At 35.7% G+C, this 17,683-nt stretch carries 16 protein-coding genes, 5 tRNA genes and 1 rRNA gene; 3 read left to right on the forward strand and 19 right to left on the reverse strand.

Annotated elements, in window-relative coordinates; translation table 11 throughout:
- Positions 1-30: 30 nt before the first annotated feature.
- A complete protein-coding gene (locus CD30_RS14740; RefSeq protein ID WP_036178371.1) occupies positions 31-648 on the reverse strand; it encodes a CadD family cadmium resistance transporter in 618 nt (205 codons plus the stop codon).
- Positions 649-1,251: a class I SAM-dependent methyltransferase gene (locus CD30_RS14745; protein ID WP_036178373.1), complete on the reverse strand. Its 603-nt coding sequence runs from the start codon at positions 1,249-1,251 to the stop codon at positions 649-651. It lies immediately after the preceding gene.
- A 217-nt stretch (positions 1,252-1,468) separates the two neighbouring features.
- On the opposite strand from CD30_RS14745, the gene CD30_RS14750 reads away from it, so the two are divergent.
- Entirely contained in the window at positions 1,469-2,401 is a 933-nt protein-coding gene (locus CD30_RS14750; protein WP_036178375.1) for a hypothetical protein, read from the forward strand.
- Between the two features lie 146 nt (positions 2,402-2,547).
- Here the strand turns inward: CD30_RS14750 and CD30_RS14755 are convergent, their stop codons facing one another.
- The 3 genes from CD30_RS14755 to CD30_RS14770 form a co-directional block, all read right to left on the reverse strand.
- A complete protein-coding gene (locus tag CD30_RS14755; protein WP_036178377.1) occupies positions 2,548-2,769 on the reverse strand; it encodes a hypothetical protein in 222 nt (73 codons plus the stop codon).
- Between the two features lie 351 nt (positions 2,770-3,120).
- Positions 3,121-4,283, reverse strand: a protein-coding gene (locus CD30_RS14760; RefSeq protein ID WP_088350803.1) for an IS3 family transposase whose coding sequence is annotated in 2 segments (ribosomal slippage) — positions 3,121-3,998 and positions 3,998-4,283 — 1,164 coding nt in all. Because the reading frame shifts where the segments join, the coding sequence is not laid out codon by codon here.
- 114 nt (positions 4,284-4,397) lie between these two features.
- Positions 4,398-4,640: a hypothetical protein gene (locus CD30_RS14770; protein WP_141096067.1), complete on the reverse strand. Its 243-nt coding sequence runs from the start codon at positions 4,638-4,640 to the stop codon at positions 4,398-4,400.
- Between the two features lie 251 nt (positions 4,641-4,891).
- On the opposite strand from CD30_RS14770, the gene CD30_RS14775 reads away from it, so the two are divergent.
- Together CD30_RS14775 and CD30_RS14780 are read left to right on the forward strand one after the other, a co-directional pair.
- Entirely contained in the window at positions 4,892-5,842 is a 951-nt protein-coding gene (locus tag CD30_RS14775) for a hypothetical protein (protein WP_211254633.1), read from the forward strand.
- On the forward strand, positions 5,811-7,379 hold the full coding sequence (locus CD30_RS14780) for a TnsD family Tn7-like transposition protein (RefSeq protein WP_052126245.1): 1,569 nt from the start codon (positions 5,811-5,813) through the stop codon (positions 7,377-7,379). Before CD30_RS14775 ends, CD30_RS14780 begins: the two co-directional genes overlap by 32 nt.
- A 177-nt stretch (positions 7,380-7,556) precedes the next feature.
- On the opposite strand, the gene glmS is transcribed toward CD30_RS14780, so the two are convergent.
- The 14 genes from glmS to rrf all read right to left on the reverse strand — a co-directional run bounded on the left by glmS (position 7,557) and on the right by rrf (position 17,553).
- On the reverse strand, positions 7,557-9,359 hold the full coding sequence (gene glmS / locus CD30_RS14785; RefSeq protein WP_036178382.1) for a glutamine--fructose-6-phosphate transaminase (isomerizing): 1,803 nt from the start codon (positions 9,357-9,359) through the stop codon (positions 7,557-7,559).
- A gap of 592 nt (positions 9,360-9,951) precedes the next feature.
- Positions 9,952-10,476 carry a type 1 glutamine amidotransferase domain-containing protein gene (locus CD30_RS14790; RefSeq protein WP_036178384.1) on the reverse strand — a complete coding sequence of 175 codons (525 nt, stop codon included), beginning with the start codon at positions 10,474-10,476 and terminating at the stop codon, positions 9,952-9,954.
- 125 nt (positions 10,477-10,601) lie between these two features.
- Positions 10,602-11,951: a phosphoglucosamine mutase gene (gene glmM, locus CD30_RS14795; protein WP_036178385.1), complete on the reverse strand. Its 1,350-nt coding sequence runs from the start codon at positions 11,949-11,951 to the stop codon at positions 10,602-10,604.
- A 111-nt stretch (positions 11,952-12,062) separates the two neighbouring features.
- Complete coding sequence (locus CD30_RS14800) at positions 12,063-13,097, reverse strand: CdaR family protein (protein WP_036178386.1); 1,035 nt, start codon at positions 13,095-13,097, stop codon at positions 12,063-12,065.
- Positions 13,090-13,926 carry a diadenylate cyclase CdaA gene (gene cdaA, locus CD30_RS14805; protein WP_036178388.1) on the reverse strand — a complete coding sequence of 279 codons (837 nt, stop codon included), beginning with the start codon at positions 13,924-13,926 and terminating at the stop codon, positions 13,090-13,092. The genes CD30_RS14800 and cdaA overlap by 8 nt, the downstream gene beginning before the upstream one ends.
- 314 nt (positions 13,927-14,240) lie before the next feature.
- Positions 14,241-14,849, reverse strand: coding sequence for an anti-sigma factor family protein (locus tag CD30_RS14810; RefSeq protein WP_036178391.1), 609 nt, complete (start codon positions 14,847-14,849; stop codon positions 14,241-14,243).
- 13 nt (positions 14,850-14,862) lie between these two features.
- Complete coding sequence (gene sigW, locus CD30_RS14815) at positions 14,863-15,426, reverse strand: RNA polymerase sigma factor SigW (protein WP_036178393.1); 564 nt, start codon at positions 15,424-15,426, stop codon at positions 14,863-14,865.
- Positions 15,427-15,578: 152 nt separating this feature from the next.
- Entirely contained in the window at positions 15,579-16,484 is a 906-nt protein-coding gene (rocF, locus tag CD30_RS14820) for an arginase (RefSeq protein ID WP_036178395.1), read from the reverse strand.
- 201 nt (positions 16,485-16,685) lie between these two features.
- Positions 16,686-16,760: transfer RNA gene (locus CD30_RS14825), tRNA-Gln, on the reverse strand.
- 5 nt (positions 16,761-16,765) lie between these two features.
- Positions 16,766-16,849: transfer RNA gene (locus tag CD30_RS14830), tRNA-Tyr, on the reverse strand.
- 14 nt (positions 16,850-16,863) lie between these two features.
- A tRNA-Val gene (locus CD30_RS14835) sits at positions 16,864-16,939 on the reverse strand.
- Positions 16,940-16,984: 45 nt separating this feature from the next.
- Positions 16,985-17,059, reverse strand: a tRNA-Glu gene (locus tag CD30_RS14840).
- 129 nt (positions 17,060-17,188) lie between these two features.
- Positions 17,189-17,263: transfer RNA gene (locus CD30_RS14845), tRNA-Asn, on the reverse strand.
- Between the two features lie 174 nt (positions 17,264-17,437).
- Positions 17,438-17,553, reverse strand: a 5S ribosomal RNA gene (rrf, locus tag CD30_RS14850).
- Positions 17,554-17,683: the final 130 nt, after the last annotated feature.

The following is a 17,683-nucleotide window of genomic DNA, read 5'->3' on the forward strand; positions in this document are numbered from 1 at the left end:
AAAAAAGGTACCGATAATAAATCATTTTAATTAAAATATGAATGAAAACAATTCATTGAATGTCCCATTTTCATACATGATATAAATTCCTAATCCTATAAAGATAATTGGAACAATCCAACGTTCATACTTTTCAATTTTTTCCGATACAAATTCCACATGTGCTAAACGATAACCCATGTAGAGTAAAACCCAAATCATTATTAAAAAGACAATAATAGAGACAATGATCTCGGTCCCGTTTAATGTCGTGAAATACGGTACATAAATGGAAAAGTCATCTGCACTGGAAGACAATACAATAAAAGTGACTGTTAGAAATAATTGATTAAACCTACCTGATGAAAATAAGGACAATATGCTGCTATCATCTTCGTCTTCTTCTCCTTTAATCCAAACCTTTATTCCTAAATAAATGGGTAAAAGCCCAAGAAGTCCTATGACCCATTGTTGAGGGATTAGGTTGGCGACACCTAGGGAAACTAAAAGACTAGCTCCTATAACAATGATCGTTCCAAGATACTTTCCAATCCATACATGTTTTTCTTGTCCTTTTTTTATTTGTGAAAACAATAAAATTAAAATAACAAGATAATCAATCCCTGTCGCTACATAAATAGCCGCAGCTGTTAGTATAGTTGTTATCATTTATTCCCCTCCACTTTTTAAACAAAGGAAAGACCCGACTCCCTTTGAAATAATTCTTTTTTCTTCTAAAATTTCGAACCCTGTTTCCTTCAGTTGATGAGTGAACTCATCCCATGTAAAGTAGGCTTCTGGGGGATGATCTAATTTAAAGTAAGTGGCAAAAAAGTGAGAAGCATCTTTATTCAAATCTTCGATTAAAAGCACCCCACCTGGCTTTATTACCCGATAAAGTTCTGCAATTGCATCTTTCCAGCGAGGAATATGATGGAGGATTCCGAAAACAAAAACAGCATCAAACTTATTGGAATCTAAATGTGTTTCTAACACGCTGCCAACAAAGAAATTTAAATCGGGATATTCTTTTTTCGCTTTATCAATTTGCGAAGGCATGATATCAAATCCTACAAGTTCAGCAGGACGAAATTCTTGAATTAGTTTTGTACTATATCCTGATCCACACCCTGCATCTAATACTGCCTTTCCCTCTAAGGAAAGATTATGCCTATCTAAAAATTCCTTAAAGGTTTTAAATTCAATGCTTTTTTGCAACCAACGTCTAATCGGATTATTCATCATATAAAACTCAATTTTATTTAACTCCATACATGACAACTCCCTTCATTCAAATATTCATTTGAATATATTATACCCCTTTTTTTATTTTATTCAAACAATTATTTGAATGATAATCTAACGAAAATGACTTTTCAACCACAAGTAAATACCTAGTAAAAAGGAGAATCTTGTAAAAAACTAATCCTAAATTAGGAAAAATATGTTTTAATAAAGAAGATAGTCCAGAAAGGAGAGTGTAAAATAAATGCCAAGTGAACATCAAGATATTATTGACTTACTAGCCGATAAACCTTATCTAAAAGACTTATTTCTTGAGGTAGGTTTGGATAGTCAGTTAACCCAATTATTACAAGAATTAATTAGTGTTACCGATGATGATCGTCCTCTAAATGGACAAGTTATCTCGCGAAGTACAATTTTTGAGCGAACAGAGAGATTCATCCAATGCTCAAGAAAAGTAGATGAAGTGGACAACACAGACGATCAAGGACAACCTCGCCAACCAACGCAATTTGTGCCCCCCTTAGCGAAGGGACAATTAATAAAAGCAAAATTTTCAGCAGTTGGGAGCGAACTCGATAGAGAACATTTTGCTATCGTATGGGATGCTATTCCAAACAGAGATTCCATTCAGGTAATACCAACAGAAAGCATGAAAAGTAAAATAAAAGAAACTAAACATCGGTTCAGTATTGGGAAAATTCGTCCTTTATCACTGGCAACAGCGGTATGTATGGAGCAAATAACATGTATAAGTCGAAAAAGGATTGTCAAAACTGAATTTACAAAGCAAAATATTCCTGTTTACCTCTCTTCAGATCAGGAAAAGAGAATTGAAGAAGGTATTCGTGTAATGTTGTTAAATGAAGAATCTTTGCTAGAGCACCTAATTAAAAACAATTTAAAGTTTATTCCACAATTTGATAACCCAGCACAACAGTTAACCCATTTGTTAAGACCGTTGATGTCAAAGAGTTACGATAAGAAAGTTTTAACTTATACACTCTACAACGATTCAACGGAGTACAAAATCACTTGGGTAAAAACTTCTTTAAAAAAAGAACGTAGAGTCAGGACCATTCAAAGCCTAGCCAATGTCATTGATACCGACACAAAAGATAGGATAACGGCAAGAAATGAAATTTACCAAAAAATGTTGGAAACGGTGATTTCATAAAATATCGGCTAAAATATATTGCATATTTTACCAACATGAGTTATTCTATTATTAGTAAATAACCTTCACGTCAAGGTAATCTTGACAAATAGCAATACTACATACCTTTAAGCTCGGTAAGCGAGCACAAAAAAAAGCCTCCTTTTTCAAAGGAGGCTTTGTTCATGTTCTAAATCAAAGTCATCTGGTTGAAAATCTAAATAATAGTTAAGTTCTTTCCCACAACATGGACATGTTTTTCTATTATTGCTATTTAGTTCAAATATCGTTTGCTTTGCAGCTGTTTCGGATATTGCTTCTAATTCACGTGTGATAGAACGGTTATCACATTGTCGATCCGAACAAAACAAAGAGATGTAATATCTCATATATAATCCTCCTCTATTTCCTTTTTCCCCTTACTATCTTTTTTATGCAGTTTTTCCTTTGAAATTCCTGTTTTCTGGGGAAAAGAGTAAGTAATTAACAATGCTTAATATGAAAATAAAAATGAACTTATGAACTGACCTAGCGTTTTGAGACACACATAAAACACCATCAAATATTGACTTCTTGAAGTTAATTTTATGGCTACGAGGCTTGACATGGAGCCTCTGCGGGCATAATTCTTGAGCCATAGAACCAGCTTTATAACATTGCTGGCTCTTCCAAACGAGGCTATCATGCCCGCCACTCCATGTAAAGCCGTTTCTTCGATGTTAATTATTTAATACATCACCCTAGGCTGCTTGTTGACCAAATTCAATTGGCGTCAAGTAGCCTAGTTTTTGTTGAATTCGTTCCTTGTTATAATACTGAATATACATGTCCACACGACTACTTACTTCTTCTATGCTCAATGAGTTCATTTTGACATACTGAAATTCTTCCGTTTTTAAATTCGAATGGAAGGACTCAATAACCGCATTATCCCAACAGTTTCCACGACGAGACATGCTTCCTATTAAGTTCTTTTCCTTTATATAAGTTTGGTAAGCATAAGAGGTATACACGCTTCCCTGATCTGAATGCACAATGACTCCATTTGGGTAACTTCTTTTTTCTAAAGCTGCCTTTAAGACATCCATCACCAACGGTGTTTGTTGATGGTCATACAGTTTGTAGGCCACTATTTCATTGTTATAAAGATCTAATATGGACGCTAAGTAAAGGGTAGTACTACCATACTGAATATACGTAATATCTGTTACCCACTTTTCATTTGGATTTGCTGCGTAAAAATCACGTGCTAATACATTTGGAACAATCACTTCCTGTACACCTTGAGATTTCCATTTTCGTTTACGTTTAATACGACACTGTAGATTATGTTTTTGCATCAATCTTTGAACTGTATTTCTATTTAGTTCGATATTATATTCCTTTTTAAGTAACGCTTTAATTTTCCTATGTCCATTTCTATATTTTGTACGTTTACACAGTTCTATTATTTTATTTTCAGTATCATTTATTTCGTTTACATCTTCATTTAACCAGCGGTAATACGTAGAACGTGGGATCTTTAATACCTTTAAAATCATAGTGACAGTATATTTTTTACTTAATCTTTCTACCGTAGGTAAGATTACTTTACGTTCAACTCCTTTGCGATTGCCATAAACTTCTTTAAGATTTCATTCTCCATTTCTAAATGAGCCATTTTTCGGTTTATCTTATCTGTTTCAGACTGTCCTTCTGGGCCATGACCATAAGTGTATTGTTTACCAATTGGCTGATCAAAACGATAGATTTCATTATTTTTGTACCATCGCATCCACGTTTCTACTTGCGATTTATTTTTAACCCCATACTTCTCCATAATTTCTCTAGTTGTTAATATGCCTGCTAACTTTTCCTTTACGACAGCCCATTTTACTTTTGATGAATAACTATTTTTGCCCACGCAAAAACACCTCCGACTATTTGTTCATATTTTCCAATATGCCCTATTCGAAGGTGTTTTATGTTGTCTTATTAAATTAGGTTAGTCCATTAGAGTTTTTCTCTAAGTTCATTTTTATTTATTGTTAAGACTCTCGTATTGAGTTACTTTAAGCGAAATAAACCTTTTCACTTCGTTTGATACATCTGAACGAATCCCTGCTTTTCTGTATATTTTCCATTCGATGATTGGTTCCCCTTCTTCTTTTAATTTTTCAATGCAGAATTCAACTCGTCTTTTTTGGAAGGCTACTAGATCTTCTGAAACTTTACTGATAAACTCCATTGATTCAGGTAGCTTTTCCGACTTTTTCTCCAATACGGATAGCTTGTTAATTTTCTTCCCTAGTGATGTTGCTGTAATTCTTGTGGGTTTTTCAGCATCAAAATCCCAATTTTGAACCGCTTTCTTTAATCATGCCAAAAATTCCTCATCTCTTTTTTTTCCAATTCAAGATCCAAATGCTTCTCAAATGGCTGAAAATATTGAAAAAGTCTCTGGATACAATGGAACCGATAATTCGGATTTAAGGTCCGTTCTTTTTCATCAAACGGAGGAAACATTGATATTTGTTCAATAACGTCATCCTCAGTAAAAAGATGCTTAATTTTTTTGTAACACTTGTTAATACGATTGGTATTCCTGTAATTATCGTAGGTACGAATAAAGCAATCTCAGTGTTACAGAGTGAGTTTAGACAAGCTAGACATGGGAGTGATCAAGGAGATATGGTTTGGTCACAAATGCCACATGACGCATCGTGGGATTTATTTATGGATGGGATGTGGGAGTATCAGTGGACAACCGAATATACACCTCTATCATCTGAACTCAGCGAATTGATTTACGAGGAGAGCCAAGGAATTCTCGACATTGCAGTGAAACTTTTCATGTTATCACAGGTAAGAGCTATTGCAACTGGAGAAGAAAAATTAAGTAAACAAATGATCAAACAAGTGGCTAGCGATAGTCTTAGACTGGTTAAGTCTATGCTAGAAGCATTAAGGTCAGGAATTCCAAGCGAAATCGCCAAATATGAGGATATTCGACCAATTGATATGGATGAGGAAATGGAAAAATATAAAGGCTCCATAGATTTACAAGAGAAGATTCGCATTCAAAAGAAAATCCAAGAACAAAAGCGAGTGAAAAAGGAACAATCTCTTTTAGAAGAAGTAACGTTGCAACTATTATCCATGGATTTCGAACCAAAAGAAGTTCAGAGTGCTATTAAAAAAGTGCTCAAACAATTTGGGGAAGACATTGAAAAATCAATTGTGCTGAAAGAGGCTGTAAAATTGCTTATTGATAAAGATGAAAAGAAAGCGGATAGTCCAAGTAAGAAAAAGAGAGCAACGCCATCAAGTGAAAATTATTTAGTCTGCTTAATGCACGAAGCAAGACAGAAGAAGAAATCTGTCTATGAATATTTTCTTGATCAAGGAATCATTAAAAAACCATTAGATGAGTTATGGGAGGATAAAGAAGTTGCTACATTGGTTTACGACGCCATATCCTGATGAATTGCTTTACAGTGTGTTTGCAAGATATCATGTCAGATCAGGAAATACAAGTCCTAAAATGGCGATCGAAGAACTGTTCGGAAAACGAACAGTTCGTTCAGTTTGGGATTTACCTGCTAACTTAAATGTGTTATTGAATCAAATTGGTTCCTATTGGAATGAAGAAAAATTGATTAATAATCATACAATGTATCCTTATTATGCCTCCTTTTTACTTCCGAAACAGGCAAAACAAGTGAAAAAATCTATGTTTGATAGTGATGGAAGTACAATCCATACCCGTATTGGTGTTGCTGCAAGCAATGTGAAAGTAAAAACCAATCTTTTGGTATGCAGTGACTGTATTAAAGAAGATATGGAAACTCATGGTGAAACGTATTGGCGGCGGGTTCATCAAGCCCCAGGCGTTTTTATTTGTCCGAAACATGAAACGGTGCTAGAGAAAACAACCGTTTCAGCAAAATCCGAAAACCAGCATGAGTTTATTGTTGCTACTCCTTTTGTTGAAAGAAAAAAAGTTAATCTTAATGGTTTAAATGATGAAGATATTCAGTTCTTGGTAAAGGTTGCAAAAGTGACAGAATCGCTTCTAAACAATCCCCATCTTCAAACAAATGATAATACTATTCGGAATAAATACTTGGAACTATTAAAGCAGAAGGGATACGCAAATATTAACGGATTTATAAAACGGGAAAGGTTATATCAAAGTTTTGGGGTAAAATTCTCCGACACTATATTAGAACTATTGCAATCTGCTGTGACGTTCAAAGAATCCGATTGGTTAACGATGGTTTTTCAAAAGCACCGTAAATCCTTTCATCCGATTCGGCATTTGTTAGTAATGATGTTTTTGGAAACGGATTTGGAGCATTTGCTTGGTAAAAATGAATTCCTCCCATTTGGTAAAGGACCATGGTTATGTTTGAATGTAGCTTGTCCGAACTATCATAAGCGTGTTGTAAAGGATTTACGAATTACATTGGATTATGGTACAAGGAAGCCTGTTGGAACCTTTCAATACGATTGTGGCTTTATTTATTCAAGAAAAGGTCCCGATCGAAATGAAGAAGATAAATTTCGAATTGGCACAATAAAAGAATACGGTCATGTTTTGAAGAAAAAGCTGACCGAAGCAGTTAATGAAGGTAAAACACTTGCTGAGATTTCAAGGGAATTTCAAGCAGACCGTGGAACAATCAAAAAATACGCAGCTAAATTGAATTTAAATGTTCTATGGAAGACTCCAAAAATAGAAGCAGAAATCGTTCAAGGTCCAATTGAAGATTTAGAGAAGCAAGTACAATTAAGAAAAGAGAAATGGATGGAAATTCAAGAGTTGTATCCCGAGAAGTCTAAAACGGAACTCAGAAAACTGGTACCTGATGTTTATGCTTTTTTGTATCGTAATGACCGAGACTGGCTAAATGAATTTTCACCAATCAAGAACAAAATTCAGACTCCTAACCACCGAGTTGATCGAATTATGCCAATATTAATTATAAAACCAAACTGTTACTTTTATAGTTTTTAGTAAATTACACTTAATAAATACTATTGGAGGTAAAAACAAGAAAACCTTGATACAGCGGGGTTTATCGCAGTACCAAGGTGAACCTTTGTGTCATAACAACTTATAATTAGATGTCAAATATAATTATAAGTTGTGACAGTATTAGTTATAACTCACAATTTTGTTATAAATAACTCCCTACTCAACAGTCACTGATTTTGCCAAGTTACGTGGTTTATCGACGTCACAGCGGCGGTGTAATGCAGCGTAATAGCTTATTAATTGTAATGGTACGACTGTTACAAGTGGTGTTAATAATGAATGGACTTTTGGGATGACTAGGCGGTCGCCTTCTTCCTCTAAGCCTTCCATTGAAATGATGCATGCGTTAGCTCCGCGCGCAACGACTTCTTTTACATTACCACGAATGTTTAATGCCACTTGTTCTTGTGATACTAAGGCAAATACAGGAGTTCCTTCTTCGATTAAAGCAATTGTTCCGTGCTTTAATTCCCCACCAGCAAAACCTTCTGCTTGGATATAGGAAATCTCTTTTAGCTTCAGTGCGCCTTCTAAGCTTACATAGTAATCCAGGTTACGGCCAATAAAGAATGCATTTCGAGCAATTTTTAAGTAGTCTTCTGCAATTTGCTCTAATTCGTCTTTTGAATCAACCATTGTTTGAATGCCATTTGCTGCAATTGCTAACTCTTGTTTTAAGTCAAAATCAATATCTTTACCAGTTGATTGAGCCGTCACATATGCAGCTAATGCTAATACAGCTACTTGTGCTACATACGCTTTTGTTGAAGCAACGGCAATCTCTGGACCAGCATGTAATAATAACGTGTAGTCTGCTTCACGAGAAAGAGTTGAACCAGGAACATTTGTAATTGTTAAAGCTGGGTAGCCCATTTCTTTAATTTTCACTAACACTTGACGGCTATCAGCAGTTTCACCAGATTGAGTGATGAAAATGAATAATGGTTTCTCTGATAGTAAAGGAACGTTATAACCAAACTCACTTGAAATATGAACCTCTACAGGAATCCCTGCGATTTTCTCAAAGAACTGTTTCCCAATTAAGCCTGCGTGATAACTTGTTCCCGCTGCAATAATGTATAAACGATCAGCTTCTTTTAATGCTGTTAAAATATTTTCATCAATTGCAAGTTCGCCATTTACATCGCTATACTCTTGGATGATTTTACGTACAACACCTGGTTGCTCATCCATTTCTTTTAACATGTAGTGTGGATATGTCCCTTTTTCGATGTCGCTTGCATCTAATTCTGCTTTGAATGGTTTACGATCAATTTCGCGACCATCTAAAGTTGTAATCTCCACTCTATCTCTATGAACAAGAACTACTTCTTTATCGCGTAACTCGATATATTGATCTGTTACTTGAAGCATAGCCATTGCATCAGATGCAACTACATTAAAGCCATCACCTACACCTACTAATAAAGGTGATTTATTTTTAGCAACGAAAATTGTATCTTCGTCTTCTTTATCTAATAATGCGAGAGCATATGAACCATGTACTAAAGATAATGTTTTACGAAATGCTTCTACTGTTGTTAAGCCTTCATTTGCAAATAATTCTACTAATTGAACGATTACTTCAGTATCTGTATCAGATTGCATTTGAATACCTTTTAAATAAGCTTTTTGTAATAAGTGATAGTTCTCGATTACACCATTGTGCACTAAAGTAAAACGTCCTGAAGCACTTTGGTGAGGGTGAGCATTTAGTTTATTTGGTACACCGTGTGTTGCCCAACGCGTATGACCAATACCGATTGTAGCTGTAACATCATCATCTACAGCTGTACGTAAGTCTGCAATACGACCTTTTTCTTTGAAAACTGTCACGCCTTCTTCATTTCGAACCGCGATACCCGCCGAATCATAGCCACGGTATTCTAGTTTCTCTAACCCTTTTAATAAAATTTCCTTTGCGTCTAGCGCACCATTATATCCAACGATTCCACACATATGATTTATCCTCCATGATGCCAAATTAACTTCTTTTTGATGAAACACAAAAAAGACAATGCAAAAGGTATTTACAAATTGCATATTTGATAGGAATTCTGTCTAATTCTTATCTCCCTAAGCATTGTAAGTGTACTTGGCATGTTCAATTGTATTTGCCTTTTCGTTCTTCTGTCCATAAAATCACTTTTATGTTTTAAAACGAAAGTAACAATCGGGCATCTCGATCGGGAGGCATCCGCCGAAAATTCGATAACCTCCACCTCGTCAACTAAGGATTCATGACCGTCCGATTTCCTTAGCTCAGGCGCTGTAATTGTTTTCCGATTTTTTTATAATGCGCACCGTTTCCCTCCTTTTAGCGCAGGTTGCTTATTACAAGCAATTTCATCATACAGAATATGCAAGTTTTCGTCAATAATATGTGTACTAAGTACAAATAAACTCTTAAAATAAAAGAAAAAATTTCCACTAGATGTATTCATTTTCTAGTGGAAATCGTACTTATTATATTAAAATGAGTTGGAAAATGTGACAGCATGAAAACATTTTCACGATTTGCGAAAGTTATATTACGCTTCGTAAACCTTCATTACAAATCCTTTTCTTTTAATAAATTTACAATTTCACGGTTAAAAGCAGGTAAGTCTTGAGGCGTTCTGCTTGTCACGAGTTGCTTTTGACATACCACAACTTCTTCATCATGGAATTTTGCCCCTGCATTTTCTAAATCAACACGTATAGATTTATATCCTGTAATATCTCTTCCATCAATGGATCTTGCTGTAATGAGTAGTTGTGGACCATGACAAATTGCAAAGACAGGCTTCATTTCACTCATGAACGATTTCGTAAATGCTACAACGCGATCATCGTCACGCAATAGGTCAGGTGAGAAGCCTCCAGGAATAAATAAAGCATCAAAATCTTCTGGTTTTACATCTGAAACACCAAAATCAATTTCTACCCTTACTTCTCCTTGCTTCCCTCGTACGGCCTTATTTCCTTCTTTATCAATCGTCACCACAGTATGCCCAGCTTCCTCTAATGCCTCTTTTGGACTTGTAAATTCAATGTCCTCAAATAAATCCGTTATTAACGTAGCAATTTTAGCCATTGCAATCTCTCCTTTTTTCTTAATTCACAAATACTATGGACGAAAAGGAGGGTAATTAAACGCGATATGATGTTCATTTGAATATAAAAAACCCAGTATATTTAATCTACTGGGTTCATTTTATATTAGGCTAGGCCCATTTCTTCTTTAACAACAGCTGCAATACGATTTACATAGCTTTCACATTGTTCTTCTGTTGCAGCTTCTACCATTACTCTAACTAAAGGTTCTGTTCCAGAAGGACGTACTAGTACGCGCCCGTTTCCAGCAAGCTCTGCTTCTACTTCAGCAATTACATTTGCCACTTTTTCATTTTGTGTAACAGCATGTTTATCAGTTACTCTTATATTCACTAAGCGTTGTGGGTAAACTACCATTTCAGCTGCTAGTTCAGAAAGACGTTTTTTCGTAACCTTCATAATGTTCACTAATTGAATTGCTGTCAGTAATCCGTCGCCCGTCGTATTATAATCTAAGAAAATAATATGACCTGATTGCTCTCCACCTAAGTTATAGTTGTTTTTACGCATTTCTTCTACTACATAGCGGTCACCAACAGCGGTTTTTACACTTGCCATACTGTTTGCTTCAAGTGCTTTATAGAATCCCATATTGCTCATAACTGTTGAAACAATCGTATTTTGTTTTAAACGACCTTTTATGTTCAAATATTTACCGATGATAAACATAATTTGATCGCCATCAACGATTTTCCCGTTCTCATCAACTGCAATTAGTCGATCCCCATCGCCATCAAAAGCTAATCCGATATGTGCTTCTCGCTCAACAACAAACGCTGCCAGTTTTTCTGGGTGTGTTGATCCGACACCATCATTAATATTTAAACCGTCCGGAGAAGACCCCATTGACGAAATGTCTGCTTCTAAATCTGCAAAAAGATGTGTAGCTAATGAAGATGTTGCACCATGGGCACAATCCAATGCAACATGAATTCCCATGAAGTCTTCATCAACTGTTTGTTTTAAGTATGAAATATATTTTTGACCGCCTTCGAAGTAGTCACTAACGGTACCTAAATCCCCACCAATCGGGCGAGGTAATGTATCTTCTTCTGAATCAAGGATGTTTTCAATTTCTTCTTCCTGTGCATCAGTCAATTTAAAGCCATCTGGACCAAAAAATTTTATCCCATTATCTGCAACTGGGTTATGAGATGCAGAAATCATTACTCCAGCATCAGCGTTCATTATACGTGTTAAATAGGCTACTCCTGGTGTTGTGATAATTCCTAATCGCATTACTTCAACGCCTATTGAAAGTAATCCTGCAACAAGTGCTCCTTCTAACATATGACCTGAGATTCTTGTATCTCGACCTATAATTACTTTAGGGCGTCCTGTAGCATGTTTCGTTAAGACATATCCACCAACTCGTCCGAGCTTAAAAGCGAGCTCTGGTGTTAGCTCTGTATTCGCAACACCACGGACCCCATCAGTTCCAAAATATTTTCCCATTAGTTATTCTCTCCTTCAATGCTAGTCATTTGTGTTAATGCTAGACATTCAATGCCTCATCCTGTTAATTCCAATTTATCGAACTCTTTTTCTCAAAAGGTCTAGAATCTATTATTCAGTTGGAATTTGTTCTGTATTGTTTTCTATAATTTCGTCTGTTTGTTCTTCTTCATTGGTTTGTTCAGTTTCTGTCGGTTCTTCTTCAGGTACTTGTGTTACATTAGCTTGTACTAAAATGGTTTCAGAAGAAACTTTTGTTGCACCATTTGGCACAACTAAATTCACCTCATACTCACCTGTTTGTGTAATTTCGGTCACGTCAAATTCTACGACTAATTCTGTGAGTCCGTCAACAATAGATTTTGGACCAAACACTTTTACAGATTCTGTTGTCGTCGATATACGATTAATGAGTACATCTTCTGAAGGCGTTCCAGTCTGAACTATCCTTATCGGGATATCTTTACTATATTCAGCGATATCTACCCTTACTTTCACTTTTGAAGGCTCTACTAAAACATCGAGTTTATTTAAATTACTATCTAAAACTTTCACATCTGCATCTTGCTCGAATGAAGAGTTTATTCCGGGATTACCTGTTACAGTAGCTTTTACGTAATTTATACTGCCAATCACACTCTTAGCACCTGTAACAAATACAGTACTAGGCTCTGCAGTCATTCCTTGAAGTACATATGCCTCATCAATCAGATTATGATTCATTTCCGGCTCTACACGTAATTCAGCAGTGACTCGTTCTTCAATAATGATGTCGACTGTTTCTGGATTTATTTTTACAGATAACTTATCGGAAAAGGCTTCGTGTTTTATCCTCACCGTATGTTCACCGATTAATAGGTCATTTAAATCAACAAAGACCTTATAATCCTTTTGAAGCTTCGTGTTTAAAACGATTTGTAATGGACCTTCAATGGTAACATCCACTGTTTCTGGCAATCCCGATACAATTAGATTATCTGAATCATAATACACTTCTAGTGGCACGTCTGTGAGAATATCCACATGATTATTTGCTGTTGAAGAAATTCCTTCATCCAACAGTGATTTTACGTAGAAGAACATGACAATTGCCAATACTAATGCTGTGACTCTGAGTATCCAAGGACTATCAAATAGTTTATCCATTCTTTTTACCCCTCCAAGTCCACTTAGAGGATAGATCCGATTCATGCTCCGGACCAAACCACATAGTTCTTAATTGAGTTTCAAATTCTTCTAAAGAAAGATTGCGATATAAATCACCATTTTTTGTTAAACTAATGCCACCAGTTTCTTCAGAAACAATAATTGTAACTGCATCTGTCACTTCACTAAGGCCCAGTGCTGCTCGGTGCCGTGTTCCTAATTCTTTGGAAATAAATGTACTTTCTGAAAGCGGTAAGTAACAAGCTGCTGCTGCTACTTTTGTTTTTTGTATAACAACCGCACCATCATGTAACGGTGTATTTGGTATGAATATATTAATCAGCAATTCCGAACTAATATCTGCATTCATTTTTATCCCTGTTTCAATATATTCAGTTAATCCTGTTTCATTTTCAATAGAGATAAGTGCTCCAATTCGGCGTTTCGCCATATAACTTACAGCTTTTTTCATCGCTTCGATTAGACGCGACTGTTCATCTTCTAATTGACTTGTAGAACGGCGGAATATCTTTCCTCTTCCAAGCTGTTCTAATGCTCTTCTTATTTCAGGTGTAAATATAATTATGATTGCTATGAAACCAAAATCAATTACTTGTTGCAACATCCAACCTAGTGTATCTAGTCCTAAAACTTCTGTCGCAATTCTGGCAAATATGATGACGAATAGCCCTTTTAGTAATTGAACAGCTTTTGTTCCTTTAATAAGTGTAAGTAGTTTATATACAACGTACCAAACGAGAAGTACATCTAAAAAACTTATAATTATATTTACAGGTGTAAGGTCTGTAAATTGTTCAATAATCTGCATGTGGCATCCCCCACTTTAGTCTAGCTAATCCATTATCCAAAAACATAATGGTATACCCACATTTTTATGGCTAATTGATGGTTAACTTTTATTTATACATACTTTCTTAAACCACTTTAAAATAAATCATGACGATAAAAACAGTATATCATATTTCATTTATTCTCCATTATAAAAACACAACTCGATCACTTGCAATTGATCGAGTTGATAAAAGCAAACTACAGATACGATAATTTCCTTTTTAATCTGCTAAAAAAGCCCACCCTTTCGAGTAGACTTTTGTCATAATAGTTTATGAAATATTTTTACGGTTATTCAAAGAGTTCCATGAAATTACTACCCATTGATTTTATTTCATACCATAACCATTCAAAGGTTTCATCAATCTCTTCAATTTCCCCAGTTACAACTGCTGTGGAAGCCATATATTCGCCATTGATCACTGTTACATTCCCATCTACTTCGCCTTTTATTAGAATATCGCCATTTTTTACAACGATATCTCCTTTGACTATTTCTCCTTCGGGAACGATTACTGTTTTACCATCCACAACTAAGTTTGGCTGATTAGTAACTGCAAATTCGTCATCTGGATAACTACTGATTACCGATGCACTCATAAATAAGAAGAACACCGCAACAGCAACCAAAATCGGATGTCGTCTGAACCATCTTTGAACACCTACTCGATTTCGTTCTTTTGGTAGGCGTTTCATAACCTCGCTTTCAAAATGTGGAGGTGCTTGTATATGTGCTGCACTTTTTACAAAAGCAATTGTGTCACTTAACTCGTGCATATGTTCCTTGCAAGAATAACAGTTTTGTAAATGCATTTTAAGTTGTTGTTCATGCTCACGACTAATATCACCATCAAGATATTCATGCATATAGTCAACTATGTTTGGTGGACACGTACTCATGCAAATTTACCTCCTACAAATTGTTTAATTGCTTTCGGAGAGCTTCACGCCCTCTGTGAATTCTAGTTTTCACTGTCCCTAATGGCAAGTCTAAAATTTCACTAATTTCTTGCAAGGAAAGTTCCTCTATATATTTTAATACGATAACAGATCGATACTTATCAGGTAACCTACTTATTTCATATTGTATTCTATCCTGTAATTCCATTTGTAGGGCTGCATCATCAGGTGATTGCTCGTCTGAAGATAATTGTGAATACATATCAAGACCATCCGTACCAGCAACCTCTGCATCTAAGTAATAATCGGGTTTCTTCTTTCGTATCCGATCTATACAAAGGTTCGTCGCTATTCGATATAGCCAAGTAGAGAATTTCCTTTTTTGATCAAAGGTATGAAGGTTTATATACGCACGAACAAAAGCCTCTTGCGCAATGTCCTCAGCCTCATGATTGTTACCTAGCATTCGATAACATATTTGATATAGTTTATGCTGGTAGAGGCTCACAATATCAGAAAATGCGTTTTGATCACCTTTAAGCACTTGCTTTATTCTTTTGTTCACTAGCGCATCCATTTAAATTCCTCTCCACCTTTGTCGGTTCCCTATCTTGTACGTTCTTTCTCATTTAAAAGTTTCATTTTTTATAAATTATATCAAAAATTTTTAATTCCTTATTAGTATAAATTACATTTATACCCAATTCATATAATCCATAGAAACTATTTTTAAACTAATTTTTCCCCAAACAAAGAACCCATAAGAGCTACTGCAGCATCTGCTGTTTTATTTCTTTCGTCCAATATTGGATTTACCTCCACAAATTCAGCAGAAGTAATAATTTGTGCCTCTTCTAACATTTCCATAGCAAGATGGCTCTCTCGATATGTTATCCCTCCAGGTACCGGGGTACCAACTCCAGGTGTATATAAAGGATCTAATGCATCTAAATCCAAAGATAAATGCACGCCGTCAACTTGTTGATTTCTTAAATATGCAATGGCATCCTCAATAACCTTCGTCATACCTAATCGATCAATTTCATGCATTGAATAAACTTTAATGCCAAGTTTTTTAATTAATTCCCTTTCACCTTCATCAACAGAACGTGCACCAATAATAATTACATTTTCAGGCTTTATTTTTGGTGTATATCCGTTTATCATTGTTAGTTTATCATTACCTAGACCCAAACTTACAGCTAGTGGCATACCATGGATATTACCAGATGGTGTAGTATCTGGTGTGTTTAAATCTGCATGTGCATCATACCAAATGACACCTAAATTTTTATAGTACTTACCTAGTCCTGCCAATGTACCGATTGCAATACTATGATCTCCCCCTAGCACAAGAGGAAAACTATCACTATCAATTACATCCTGCACTTTATTTGCAAGATGGTTACTAACCTCTATAATCTCATTTAAATTTAACAATTTATTGTTTTGTTCTATAACTTGATTTCCTCTTTTAAATTGAATATCTCCTTCATCCACTACTTCATATCCAAGTGTTGTTAAACGTTCAATAATATCCGCATAACGAATAGCACTAGGGCCCATATCAACCCCTCTTCTTCTTTGTCCGTAGTCAGATGGTACTCCTATAATGGATATTTTCTTTTTCAACATGTTATTACCCCCTTGTAGTTATTTCTATTTTAGTCGGAAACATTACATTGACTCAACTTGACATAGAAATGTATATTTATTCAACTTAGGATTTAACATTTGTGTGCTAATATTTATCTGAAATAAGTTTTTATAAAAAAAATCCTCTACTCTATTGAGTAAAGGATTTGTCATATTTTATGTAAGAAATTATTATGAAAATGGCTGGGGTACCAGGATTCGAACCTGGGCATGACGGAATCAAAATCCGTTGCCTTACCGCTTGGCTATACCCCAATAACTGGTGGAGAGGGACGGATTCGAACCGCCGAACCCGAAGGAGCGGATTTACAGTCCGCCGCGTTTAGCCACTTCGCTACCTCTCCAGATTAAACACTTATGGTGGAGGATGACGGGCTCGAACCGCCGACCCCCTGCTTGTAAGGCAGGTGCTCTCCCAGCTGAGCTAATCCTCCAAATGCAAGTGAATCATAGAAATTTAATTCTAATATAATTTTAAATGGTGACCCGTACGGGATTCGAACCCGTGTTACCGCCGTGAAAGGGCGGTGTCTTAACCACTTGACCAACGGGCCAACTATGTATGTCCTAAACAAGACAAGAATTATCTTATCATATTCAGTATTTCGATGCAACACTTTTTTCTACTTTAATTCACTTTTTATCGAAAAATCAATTTCAATATAGTAAAGCTGCAAAAAAAATGGCTCCGAAGGTAGGACTCGAACCTACGACCAACCGGTTAACAGCCGGTTGCTCTACCACTGAGCTACTTCGGAACGTTATTATAATCAATAATTTTTAAAGTACATTTATTATTATAATCACGAACAAAAAATAATCAAGTATTTTACATAAAAAAATAAATATTTAGAAAGTATAGTTTAGAACTATCCTTAAATTAAATATTTTAAAATAAAAAGCCACTACCGATTTCAGTAACGGCTTTTTGTGCGAAGCGACGTCCTACTCTCACAGGGGGAAGCCCCCAACTACCATCGGCGCTAAAGAGCTTAACTTCCGTGTTCGGTATGGGAACGGGTGTGACCTCTTTGCCATTATCACTTCACTTGCACATGGATGTGCTGGCTTCGCCGTTGCGACACGATGTCGCGCCTTTAGGCGAAGTTCCTATTTAGTTGAAAGAACTTTGTTCTCTCAAAACTGGATAAAGACATTGAATTTGTTCAAGTTTGTTT

The organism is Ureibacillus massiliensis 4400831 = CIP 108448 = CCUG 49529, assembly GCF_000772965.1.
Classification (GTDB): Bacteria; Bacillota; Bacilli; order Bacillales_A; family Planococcaceae; genus Ureibacillus; species Ureibacillus massiliensis.